The following is an 11719-nucleotide window of genomic DNA, read 5'->3' on the forward strand; positions in this document are numbered from 1 at the left end:
GGCTTCGCTCGCGATCGCGACGGTTCGGGTCGGCGCAGGGCTGAGGAGAGCAACAACTGAAGACACTCCGAGCCGGCCGCGCCGGCGCCGGTCGCATCCCCCCGAGCCGACCGGCCCGGCGCGGTCCGAGTTGTTTTGCAGTGCCCTTGGCGGTCGGGCCCTGGGGGCCCTCCCTTCGGCGGGCACTGCGTGCGATCGCTGCATCGCTTCGACTCGGCCCTGGGGGCCTCGCTGCGCGATCAAGTTCTCGCTTCGCTCGAAGTTGGCTTCGCTCGCGATCGCAACGGTCCAGGTCGGCGCGGGGCTGGGGGAGGACGGCTGGGGGCGCGGGATCGGTGGGTCTCGCTTTGCTCGCGATCGCGGCGGGTCGGGGCGGCGCGTGGTTGGGGTTGCCGGTTGCGGTGGTGTGTTGGGGGTCTCGGCTGAGGGCGGTGGGGCGGCGGTGGGGGGTTGGGTGGGGGTGCGCATACTCGGTGGGATGCAGAGTGATGCGACGTTGCCGTTGGCGGGGCTGCGGGTGATCGAGCTGTCCAGCTTCGTCGCCTCGCCGCTCGGCGGGATGACCCTCGCCCAGCTGGGCGCTGACGTGATCCGGGTCGATCAGGTGGGGGGAGGGCCCGACATCGACCGCTGGCCGCTCGCGCCGTCCGGGCGGAGCTTGTACTGGGCCGGGCTGAACAAGGGGAAGCGGTCGCTGACCGTCGACCTGCGGTCGGCCGAGGGGCGGGCGCTCGTCGCTCGGCTGGCGGGCGAGGCCGGCGTCGTGCTGACGAACGCGCCGCCGCGCGACGGGCTGACCTACGAGGCGCTGCGGGAGGCGCGGCCGGATCTGATCCATGTGCAGCTGCTCGGTACGCGGGACGGCGGCAACGCCGTCGACTACACGGTGAACGCCGCGCTGGGGTTCCCGTCGATCACCGGGCCGTCCGGGAGCGCCGAGCCGTCCAACCACGTGATGCCGGCCTGGGACGTGGCGTGCGGGCTGTACCTCGCGATCGGGCTGCTGGCCGCCGAGCGGCACCGGCTGCGCACCGGCGAGGGGACCCGGCTGCGGGTCGCGCTGTCCGATGTGGCGCTCGCCACGGCCGGGAACCTCGGGATGCTCGCGGAGGCGCAGCTCGGGCAGGTGCGGCCGCGCCTGGGGAACCGGCTGTTCGGCGACTTCGGGCGCGACTTCGTCACCAGCGACGGACGGGTCATGGTCGCGGTGCTGACCGCGCGGCACTGGCGCGACCTGGTCGCCGCCACGGGGCTCGCCGAGGTCGCCGAGGCGCTGGAGCGGGCCCTCGGCGCCGACTTCCGCACCGCCGTCGACCGGTACGCCTACCGGGACGCGCTCGGCGGCGTCCTCGCCCCCTGGTTCGCGTCCCGCACCTGCGCGGAGGTCGAGGACGGGCTGAAGGGCACCTCCGTGCTGTGCTCCCGGTACCGCGACTTCGCCGAGGTCGCCGCCGGCCTGCACGACGAGCCGCTCATGGCCGAGCTCGACGAGCCGGGGATCGGCCCCCATCTCGCCCCGGCGTCGCCGCTGCGGCTGGGTGAGGACGTTCCCGTCCCGGCGCACGCGCCGGTGCTCGGCGCCGACACCGACGAGGTCCTCCGCGAGGTGCTGGGCGTCCCGGCGGACGAGGCGCGGTCGCTGCGGGAGCGCGGCATCGTCGGCGAGCCCGCCATGAAATGACCCGCTTTGTCCCTGCTTCGTCCGTCCATGAGATCGTTAGGGCGGCGAAGTAAAGGAGGGCGTGGTGACGGCGCGGGGCGGACGAGGGCTGGTGCCGCTGCTGGCGTTCCTCGGCATGATGGCGTACTCGCTGTCCATGGCCGTCGTGACCCCCGCGCTCGCGCTGATCCAGCAGGGCCTGCACACTTCGGCGGCCGGGGCCGCCTGGGCGATCACCGCGATGACGCTGTCGGCGGCCGTGTCCACGCCGGTGATCGGCCGGCTCGGCGACCTGTACGGCCCGCGCCGCGTGCTGCTGGCCGTGCTGGTGGTCGCCACCGCCGGGATGGTCGTCGCGGCGGCGGCCGGGTCGCTGCCGCTGATGCTGGCCGGACGGATGCTCGGCGGGATCGGCGGCGGTGTCTTCCCGCTCGCCTACACGATCATCCGCGACGTCTACCCGCCCGCCCGGACGGCGTCGGCGGTCGGCCTGATGTCGTCCATGCTCGGCCTCGGCGGCGCGATCTCCTGGTGCATCGCCGGGCCGATCATCGACCTGGTGGGCTGGCGCTGGCTGCTGTGGGTGCCGGTGGCCGGGCTCCTGCCGGGCCTCGTGCTCGCCTGGTGGATCGTTCCCACGTCCCCGCCGCGCGACGCGGCCAGGGTCGACTGGTGGGGCGCCGCGCTGTTCGCCGGCTGGCTGGTGGCCGCGCTGACCGCGCTCACCGAGGGGATGGACTGGGGCTGGGCGTCCCCCGGCGTGCTCGGCCTGCTCGCCCTGGCGGCGGTGCTGGCGGCGGTGTGGCTGCGGGTCGAGGCCCGCGTCGCCGAACCGCTGGTCGACCTGCGCCTGATGCGGCTGCGCGGGGTGTGGACGGCGAACGCCGCCTCGCTGCTGTCCGGGTACGCGCTGATGGCGGGCGGGCTGCTGTTCCCGCTCCTCGTCCAGCTGCCGGCGGGCACCGGCTACGGCTTCGGCGGGACGGCCACGCAGGCGGCCCTGCTCCAGCTGCCCGCCAGCATCGGGATGACGGCGGCGGGCATGGTCGCCGGGATCCTCGACCGCCGGATCGGGTCCCGGATGGTCCTGCTCGGCGGCGCGGTGATGACCGCCGCCGGCTACGCGTTCGTGACCGTCCAGCACGCGGCCATGTGGCAGCTCTACGCCGGCGGCCTGGGACGCGGCATCGGGCTCGGGTTCGCCTACGCCGCCGTCGCGAACCTCGTCGTCGCGGCGGTCCCGGCGGGGGAGACGGGCGTCGCCACCGGCATCAACACCCTCATCCGGACGGTCGGCGCGTCCCTCGGCACCCAGGTCAGCGCCGTGATCGTCGCCGGCCTGCCGGGCGAGCGCGGCTTCTCGACCGGGTTCGCGGTCAGCTCCGCCGTCATGGCCGCCGTCCTCCCGCTCGCTCTGCTCGTGCCCCGGCGGGGCCGTCCGCGCAGGTGCGCGCCCCTCGCGGGCAAGGAGTGTCGCACCGCTCCGGTGGGGTGACGCGGGAGGTTGGACGCAGAGTGATCGATGCGCCGCGTGGGCCGGGGGAACCGGCGAGTGCGGGAGAGGCCGCCGGGCTTTTCGGGGAAATTCCATGCCCCCGGTGGATTGCGGGAGGAATCGCTATCGAGTTCGGCGCGCGGCGCCCGATCGGGAACGGCGCGCGGGCGCGGAACTGCGGGCGGGCGCGGAACGGGGCCCGGCCGGCGGCCGGGCCCCGTCTCGGTGGTGCGGCGGGGGCGGTGCCTTTCGCGGGGGAAGGCCCCCCGCGCCCCCGCGGGTCAGAACGACTCGACGGCGCGGCGCGCCTCCGGGTCGAGCACGCCCCAGGTGATGAGCTCCTCGGTCAGCTCGGTCGGGGACTTGTCATAGATGACCGCCAGGGACCGTAGGTCTTCCTGGCGGATGGACAGGACCTTTCCGTTGTAGTCGCCCCGCTGGCTCTGGATCGTCGCGGCGTAGCGGGCGAGAGGACCGGCCTTGTCCTTCGGAAGCTGCTGCAGCCGCTCAAGGTCGATGACGAGCTTGGGCGTAGGCCCGAGCGGGCTCGGCGCGGCTCCGCCGGGCAGCAACTCGGAAACCGGCACGCCGTAGAAATCGGCGAGCTCGGCCAGCTTCTGAACGGTGACGGCGCGGTCGCCCCGCTCGTACGAACCCACGACGACGGCCTTCCAGCGGCCGCGGGACTTCTCCTCCACACCGTGCAGCGACAGCCCCTGCTGGGTGCGGATGGCGCGCAGGCGCGCGCCGAGAGCCTTTGCGTATTCAGACGGCATTCTGCGGCCCCCCAGGCTCACTTTCGTCGTCGTTGGACCCCGGCGGGAGGCCGGGGGGAGACAGTTTCCCGGCGCCATTGGGCCCCAAGACCCTGTCTCCAGGGATGGTTACGGACAGTGACGGTAAAACGGGGAAGGCCCTAGGTCAAGCTGATTGGAAAAAAGCGGTCGAATCCGCAGGTCTCGATCCGGGTCGTCCGGATCCCCGGAAGGCCCGGCGCGGCGGGCCCCCGGCGGCCGCGCGGCCGCCGGGCGGGCCCGGCCGGCGGCCCGGAATGTGACCCCTCTCACCCCGTCTCACCAGGCAGGACGCTCGACGGGCCCGGTGCGGGGCAGCCGCGCCCGGCTGCTACCGTGGTCGGGACAAGGCGTCCTTTAAGACCCGTCCCGTGAGGCGGGAAAGGAGGTTCCGGCGGTGAATGCTGCCTCCAGGCCGGTCCGGCCTGCCGGGGCGCGCGCGGACGGAGATCCCCGGCCCAAGGCCGTTCTCGAGGGTCCCGACATCAGACGCGCGCTGACCCGGATCGCGCACGAGATCCTCGAACGCACCAAGGGCGGGCACGACGTCCTGCTCCTCGGCATCCAGACGCGCGGCGTGACGCTCGCCGAGCGGCTCGCCGGGCTGCTGCACGACGTCGAGGGCCGGCCGGTGCCGTGGGGGTCCCTCGACGTCACCATGTACCGCGACGACCTGCGCATGCGCCCCGCCCGCGCGCTCGGCCGCACCGAGCTGCCGTCCGACGGGATCGACGACCGCGTGGTGGTGCTGGTCGACGACGTGCTGTTCTCCGGCCGGACGGTCCGCGCCGCGCTCGACGCGCTCAACGACCTCGGCCGCCCGCGCGCCGTCCAGCTCGCCGTCCTGGTGGACCGCGGGCACCGGGAACTGCCCATCCGCGCCGACTACGTGGGCAAGAACCTGCCCACCTCGATGCGCGAGAACGTGAAGGTGCTGCTGGCCGAGAACGACGGCCGCGACGCCGTGCTGCTCGGCCCCGCGGCAGGGGCGCCCGCGCCCGCGGAGGGAGCCAAGTGAAACGCCATCTGATCTCGGCGGCCGACCTCACCCGCGACGACGCGCTGCTGGTGCTGGACACGGCCGAGGAGCTGGCCCAGATCGCGAGCCGCGCCGTCAAGAAGCTGCCGACGCTGCGCGGCCGGACGGTCGTCAACCTGTTCTTCGAGGACTCCACCCGCACCCGGATCTCGTTCGAGGCGGCCGCCAAGCGGCTGTCCGCCGACGTGATCAACTTCTCCGCGAAGGGGTCCAGCGTGTCCAAGGGCGAGAGCCTGAAGGACACCGCGCTCACCCTGGAGGCGATGGGCGCCGACGGCGTCGTCATCCGGCACGGCGCGTCCGGCGCGCCGCACCGGCTGGCGGGCTGGGTGCAGGGCAGCGTCGTCAACGCCGGCGACGGCACCCACGAGCACCCGACGCAGGCGCTGCTGGACGCGTTCACGATGCGCAAGCGGCTCGGCGACCTGGAGGGCCGCCGCGTCACGATCGTCGGCGACGTCCTGCACAGCCGGGTGGCACGATCCAACGTGCTGCTGCTGAACACGCTCGGCGCCGACGTCACCGTCGTCGCGCCGCCGACGCTGCTGCCGGTCGCGATCGACACCTGGCCCTGCTCGGTCTCCTACGACCTGGACGGCGTGCTCCCCAAGAGCGACGTCATCATGATGCTGCGCGTCCAGCAGGAGCGGATGAACGCCGCCTACTTCCCGACGGTCCGCGAGTACAGCCGCCGCTACGGCCTGGACGCCGAGCGCATGGCGGCGCTGCCCGACCACGCCATCGTCATGCACCCCGGACCGATGAACCGCGGCGTCGAGATCGCCGCAGAGGTCGCCGACTCCGTCCGTTCCACCATCGTCGAGCAGGTCGCCAACGGCGTCAGCGCCCGCATGGCGGTCCTGTACCTGCTGCTCGGGGGCTCCGAGCCGGCGATCGGCCAGGAGGTCTCCCAGTGAGCACGCACATCATCAAGGGCGCCCGGATCCTGGGCGGCGAGCCGGCCGATCTCCTGGTCCGCGACGGCGTCATCGCCGAGGTCGGGACCGGCCTGGACGAGGCCGGCGCGCAGGTCGTCGACGCCGAGGGCCTGGTGGCGCTGCCCGGCCTGGTCGACCTGCACACCCACCTGCGCGAGCCCGGACGCGAGGACGCCGAGACCGTCGAGTCCGGCACGAAGGCGGCCGCGATGGGCGGCTACACCGCCGTCCACGCGATGGCCAACACCGACCCGGTCGCCGACACCGCCGGCGTGGTCGAGCAGGTCTGGCGGCTCGGCCGCGAGGCCGGGTACTGCGACGTCCAGCCCGTCGGGGCCGTGACGCGCGGGATCGCCGGCGAGAAGCTCGCCGAGCTCGGCGCGATGGCCGACTCCGCCGCGCGGGTCCGGGTGTTCTCCGACGACGGGCACTGCGTGTCCGACGCGGTGATCATGCGGCGGGCGCTGGAGTACGTGAAGGCGTTCGACGGCGTCGTCGCCCAGCACGCGCAGGAGCCCCGGCTCACCGAGGGCGCGCAGATGAACGAGGGCGAGATGTCGGCGGCGCTCGGGCTGCGCGGCTGGCCCGCGGTCGCCGAGGAGGCGATCATCGCCCGGGACGTGCTGCTCGCCCAGCACGTCGGGTCGCGGCTGCACGTCTGCCACGTCTCCACCGCCGGCTCGGTGGAGATCATCCGGTGGGCCAAGAGCAAGGGCTGCCCGGTGACCGCCGAGGTCACCCCGCACCACCTGCTGCTCAACGACGCCAGGGCCGGGACGTACGACCCGATCTTCAAGGTCAACCCGCCGCTGCGCACCGCCGACGACGTCACCGCGCTGCGGCACGCGCTCGCCGACGGCACCATCGACTGCGTCGCCACCGACCACGCCCCCCACCCGGTCGAGGCCAAGGAGACCGAGTGGGCGGTCGCGGCGATGGGCATGATCGGCCTGGAGACGGCGCTGCCGGTCGTCCAGGAGGCCATGATCGAGACCGGCCTGCTGGACTGGGCCGGGGTCGCCGACCGCATGTCGCTCCGTCCCGCGAAGATCGGCCGCCTTACCGGACAGGGTCGTCCGCTGGAGGCAGGTTCGCCCGCCAACATCACGCTGTACGACCCGTCGCCGCGCCGCGCCGTGGACCCGTCGGCGATGACCTCCAAGAGCCGCAACACCCCGTTCGCGGGGCTGGAGCTGCCGGGCCGGGTCGTCGCGACGTTCCTGCGCGGCGCGCCGACCGTCCTGGAAGGGAAGCTTCAGTGACCCCTGCTCTGCTCGTTCTGGAAGACGGCAGGGTCTTCCACGGGGCCGCCTACGGCGCCACGGGGGAGACCTTCGGCGAGATGGTCTTCAACACCGGCATGACCGGCTACCAGGAGACGCTCACCGACCCCTCCTACGCCCGCCAGATCGTGGCCATGACGTCCCCCCACATCGGCAACACCGGGATCAACACCGAGGACCCGGAGTCCAAGCGCATCCAGGTCGCCGGGTACGTGGTGCGCGAGCCCGCGCGCGTGGCCTCCAACTGGCGCGCCACCGGCTCGCTCGGGTCGGCGCTGCGCGACCAGGGGATCGTCGGCATCGCGATCCCCGGCACCCGCGCGCTGACGCGGCACCTGCGCGACAGGGGCGCGATGCGCGCCGCGATCTTCAGCGGCCCGGACGCCCTCGCGCCCGGCGAGGACGCGCTGCTGGAGCGCGTCCGGCAAAGCCCGTCGATGGAGGGCGCCGACCTCGCCCGCGACGTCTCGGCCGCCGAGCCCTACGTCGTCCAGGCGCAGGGCGAGAAGCGCTACACCGTCGCCGCCGTCGACCTCGGCATCAAGTCGATGACGCCGTACCGGATGTCCGAGCGCGGCTGCGAGGTGCACGTGCTGCCCGCGGGCAGCACCGCCGAGGACATCCTCGCGCTGAACCCCGACGGGGTGTTCTTCTCCAACGGCCCCGGCGACCCCGCCGCCGCCGGCTACGCCGTGGACGCGCTGCGCGGCGTCCTGGACGCCGGCAAGCCGTTCTTCGGCATCTGCTTCGGCAACCAGATCTTCGGCCGCGCGCTCGGCCTCGGCACCTACAAGCTGCGGTTCGGGCACCGGGGCATCAACCAGCCCGTCCAGGACCGCGCGACCGGCAAGGTCGACGTGTCGGCGCACAACCACGGGTTCGCCGTGGACGCCCCCACCGACGGCCCCTTCGACACCCCCTACGGGCGCGCCGAGGTCAGCCACGTGAACCTCAACGACGGCTGCGTCGAGGGGCTGCGGCTCCTGGACCGCCCGGCGTTCAGCGTCCAGTACCACCCGGAGGCGGCGGCGGGCCCGCACGACGCGTCCGGCCTCTTCGACCGTTTCTGCGACCTGATGGAGGCGTCGAAGTAATGCCGCGCCGCGAAGACCTGAAGTCCGTCCTGGTCATCGGCTCGGGGCCGATCGTCATCGGCCAGGCGTGCGAGTTCGACTACTCCGGCACCCAGGCGTGCCGGGTGCTGAAGGCCGAGGGCCTGCGGGTGACGCTGGTCAACAGCAACCCCGCCACGATCATGACCGACCCGGAGTTCGCCGACGCCACCTACGTCGAGCCGATCACCCCCGAGGTCGTCGAGAAGATCATCGCCAAGGAGCGGCCGGACGCGCTGCTGCCCACCCTCGGCGGCCAGACGGCCCTCAACACCGCCATCGCGCTGTTCGAGAGCGGCGTCCTGGCGCGGTACGGGGTCGAGCTGATCGGCGCCGACGTGGACGCGATCCAGGCCGGCGAGAACCGCGAGAAGTTCAAGGAGATCGTCGCCAAGGTGGCGGCCGAGCAGGGCCTGAACGCCGAGTCCGCCAAGTCGGTGATCTGCCACACGATGGACGAGATCGTCGCGGCCGCCGGCGAGCTCGGCTACCCGCTCGTCGTGCGGCCGTCGTTCACGATGGGCGGCCGGGGCTCCGGCTTCGCCCACGACGAGGACGAGCTGCGCCGCATCGCCGGCGCCGGCCTCGACGCGTCCCCGACCAGCGAGGTGCTCCTGGAGGAGTCCATCCTCGGCTGGAAGGAGTACGAGCTGGAGGTCATGCGGGACCGCGCCGACAACGTGGTCATCGTCTGCTCCATCGAGAACCTCGACCCGATGGGCGTGCACACCGGCGACTCGATCACCGTCGCGCCCGCGATGACGCTGACCGACCGCGAGTACCAGAACATGCGCGACGTCGCGATCGCGGTGATCCGCGAGGTCGGCGTCGACACCGGCGGCTGCAACATCCAGTTCGCGGTGCACCCCGGCACCGGCCGGATGATCGTCATCGAGATGAACCCGCGGGTGTCGCGGTCGTCGGCGCTGGCGTCCAAGGCCACCGGCTTCCCGATCGCCAAGATCGCCGCGAAGCTCGCCATCGGCTACACCCTCGACGAGATCCCGAACGACATCACCCGCGAGACGCCCGCGTCGTTCGAGCCGACCCTCGACTACGTCGTGGTGAAGGTGCCACGGTTCGCGTTCGAGAAGTTCCCCGGCGCCGACCCGACCCTCACCACCCACATGAAGTCGGTCGGCGAGGCGATGGCGATCGGCCGCTGCTTCACCGAGGCGCTGCAGAAGGCGCTGCGGTCGCTGGAGCGCAAGGGGTCCTCGTTCAGCTGGGCCGGGATCGACGGCGCCGACCCGGCCGCGCTGCTGGAGTCGGCCAGCCGCCCGCACGAGGGGCGGCTGCGGGACGTCCAGCGCGCGCTGGCGGCCGGGGCGGGCCTCCAGGAGGCCTACGAGGCGACCCGGATCGACCCGTGGTTCCTCGACCAGATCGCCGCGATCAACGAGATCGCCGAGGAGATCCGCACCGCCGACGACGCGCTCACCCGCGACAAGCTGCTGCGCGCCAAGCGGCACGGGTTCTCCGACGCGCAGATCGGCGAGCTGCGCGGGCTGTCGGAGGAGGTCGTCCGGGAACTGCGGCACGCGCTCGGCGTCCGGCCCGTCTACCTGACGGTCGACACCTGCGCCGCCGAGTTCGCCGCGCAGACCCCGTACCTGTACTCCGCCTACGACGAGGAGACCGAGGTCCCGCCGGGCGCCAAGCCCAAGGTGATCATCCTCGGCAGCGGGCCCAACCGGATCGGGCAGGGCGTCGAGTTCGACTACTCGTGCGTCCACGCCTCGTTCACGCTGGCCGAGGCCGGCTACGAGACGGTCATGGTCAACTGCAACCCCGAGACCGTCTCCACCGACTACGACACCTCCGACCGGCTGTACTTCGAGCCGCTCACCCTGGAGGACGTCCTGGAGGTGGTGCACGCCGAGCAGCAGTCCGGCGAGGTCGCGGGCGTGATCGTCCAGCTCGGCGGGCAGACCCCGCTGGGCCTGGCGCAGAAGCTCAAGGACGCCGGCGTGCCGATCGTCGGGACGTCCCCCGAGAGCATCCACCTCGCCGAGGACCGCGGCGCGTTCGGGCACGTCCTGCACCGTGCCGGGCTGCTCGCGCCCAAGCACGGCACCGCCACGTCCTACGAGGAGGCCCTCGAGATCGCCGCCGAGATCGGCTACCCGGTCCTCGTCCGGCCCTCGTATGTGCTCGGCGGGCGCGGCATGGAGATCGTGTACGACGACTCCACGCTGGAGTCGTACATGGCGCGGGCGACCGAGGCGAGCCCCGAGCACCCGGTGCTCGTCGACCGGTTCCTCGACGAGGCGATCGAGATCGACGTCGACGCCCTCTACGACGGCGAGGAGCTGTACCTCGGCGGCGTCATGGAGCACATCGAGGAGGCCGGCATCCACTCCGGCGACTCGGCGTGCGCGCTGCCGCCCATCACCCTCGGCCACGACGACGTCCGCCGCATCCGCGAGTCCACCGAGGCGCTCGCCAAGGGCGTCGGGGTGCGCGGGCTGATGAACGTCCAGTACGCGCTGTCGGCGGGCGTCCTGTACGTCCTGGAGGCCAACCCGCGCGCGTCCCGCACCGTCCCGTTCGTGTCCAAGGCGACCGCGGTGCAGCTCGCCAAGGCCGCCGCCCGCGTCATGATGGGCGCCAAGATCGCCGAACTGCGCGGCGAGGGGCTGCTCCCGGCCTCCGGCGACGGCGGCTCGCTGCCGCTGGACGCGCCGATCGCGGTCAAGGAGGCCGTGCTGCCCTTCGACCGGTTCCGCAACGAGCGCGGGCAGGGCGTCGACACCGTCCTCGGCCCCGAGATGCGCTCCACCGGCGAGGTCATGGGCATCGACGAGGTGTTCGGCACCGCGTTCGCCAAGTCGCAGCAGGCCGCCTACGGCTCGCTGCCCACCAAGGGCCGCGCGTTCGTGTCGGTGGCGAACCGGGACAAGCGGCACATGATCTTCCCCGTCAAGCGCCTGGCTGACCTGGGCTTTGAGATTCTTGCCACGGAAGGGACCGCGGAGGTCCTGCGCCGCAACGGCGTGCGTGCCAAGATCGTGCGCAAGCACAGCGAAGGCCCGGGCCCGGACGGCGAGCCCACCATCGTGCGGCGCGTCCTGGACGGCGAGGTCGACCTCATCGTCAATACTCCCTTCGGAAGCCCCGGCCAGTCGGGGCCGCGGCTCGACGGTTACGAGATCCGCACCGCGGCCGTGCTGCGGGGCGTACCGTGCGTGACGACCGTCCAGGGGCTCGCCGCCGCCGTCCAGGGCATCGAGGCCGTCGCGGGCGGCCAGGTCGGCGTCCGCTCCCTCCAGGAGCACGCCGAGCGGATCGCCGGCGCCCACGGACGCACCGGGGCCGCGGGGGCCGGTGACGGCGCGGTGACGCCCGGGTGACAGCCGCCGCGCGGGCGGGACCAGGCGTCCCGCCCGCGCGGCGAA

At 73.0% G+C, this 11719-nt stretch carries 8 protein-coding genes; 7 read left to right on the forward strand and 1 reads right to left on the reverse strand.

Going from position 1 to position 11719, the window contains the following annotated elements; translation table 11 throughout:
* Positions 1-478 precede the first annotated feature (478 nt).
* Positions 479-1681: a CoA transferase gene (locus QP089_RS37290; protein WP_285918407.1), complete on the forward strand. Its 1203-nt coding sequence runs from the start codon at positions 479-481 to the stop codon at positions 1679-1681.
* Positions 1682-1745: 64 nt separating this feature from the next.
* A complete protein-coding gene (locus QP089_RS37295) occupies positions 1746-3155 on the forward strand; it encodes an MFS transporter (RefSeq protein WP_285918409.1) in 1410 nt (469 codons plus the stop codon).
* A 281-nt stretch (positions 3156-3436) separates the two neighbouring features.
* On the opposite strand, the gene bldD is transcribed toward QP089_RS37295, so the two are convergent.
* Positions 3437-3931, reverse strand: coding sequence for a transcriptional regulator BldD (bldD, locus tag QP089_RS37300; protein WP_030145002.1), 495 nt, complete (start codon positions 3929-3931; stop codon positions 3437-3439).
* Positions 3932-4346: 415 nt separating this feature from the next.
* On the opposite strand from bldD, the gene pyrR reads away from it, so the two are divergent.
* Genes pyrR through carB form a run of 5 tightly spaced genes read left to right on the forward strand, consistent with a single transcriptional unit; the run spans position 4347 to position 11674 of the window.
* Positions 4347-4967 carry a bifunctional pyr operon transcriptional regulator/uracil phosphoribosyltransferase PyrR gene (gene pyrR / locus QP089_RS37305; RefSeq protein ID WP_446474117.1) on the forward strand — a complete coding sequence of 207 codons (621 nt, stop codon included), beginning with the start codon at positions 4347-4349 and terminating at the stop codon, positions 4965-4967.
* Entirely contained in the window at positions 4964-5905 is a 942-nt protein-coding gene (locus tag QP089_RS37310; RefSeq protein WP_190861828.1) for an aspartate carbamoyltransferase catalytic subunit, read from the forward strand. Before pyrR ends, QP089_RS37310 begins: the two co-directional genes overlap by 4 nt.
* Complete coding sequence (locus QP089_RS37315) at positions 5902-7188, forward strand: dihydroorotase (protein WP_285918414.1); 1287 nt, start codon at positions 5902-5904, stop codon at positions 7186-7188. Before QP089_RS37310 ends, QP089_RS37315 begins: the two co-directional genes overlap by 4 nt.
* Positions 7185-8303, forward strand: a complete 1119-nt coding sequence (carA, locus tag QP089_RS37320) for a glutamine-hydrolyzing carbamoyl-phosphate synthase small subunit (protein ID WP_285918416.1) — start codon at positions 7185-7187, stop codon at positions 8301-8303. The genes QP089_RS37315 and carA overlap by 4 nt, the downstream gene beginning before the upstream one ends.
* Entirely contained in the window at positions 8303-11674 is a 3372-nt protein-coding gene (gene carB / locus QP089_RS37325; RefSeq protein WP_285918418.1) for a carbamoyl-phosphate synthase large subunit, read from the forward strand. Before carA ends, carB begins: the two co-directional genes overlap by 1 nt.
* The last annotated feature ends 45 nt before the right edge of the window (positions 11675-11719 follow it).

The organism is Actinomadura opuntiae, from assembly GCF_030283205.1.
Taxonomy (GTDB): Bacteria; Actinomycetota; Actinomycetes; order Streptosporangiales; family Streptosporangiaceae; genus Spirillospora.

Coding starts and splice junctions, on each gene's coding strand:
- QP089_RS37290 (WP_285918407.1), top strand. CDS start 479: ATGCAGAGTGATGCGACGTTGCCGTTGGCGGGGCTGCGGGTGATCGAG.
- bldD (WP_030145002.1), bottom strand. CDS start 3,931: ATGCCGTCTGAATACGCAAAGGCTCTCGGCGCGCGCCTGCGCGCCATC.
- carB (WP_285918418.1), top strand. CDS start 8,303: ATGCCGCGCCGCGAAGACCTGAAGTCCGTCCTGGTCATCGGCTCGGGG.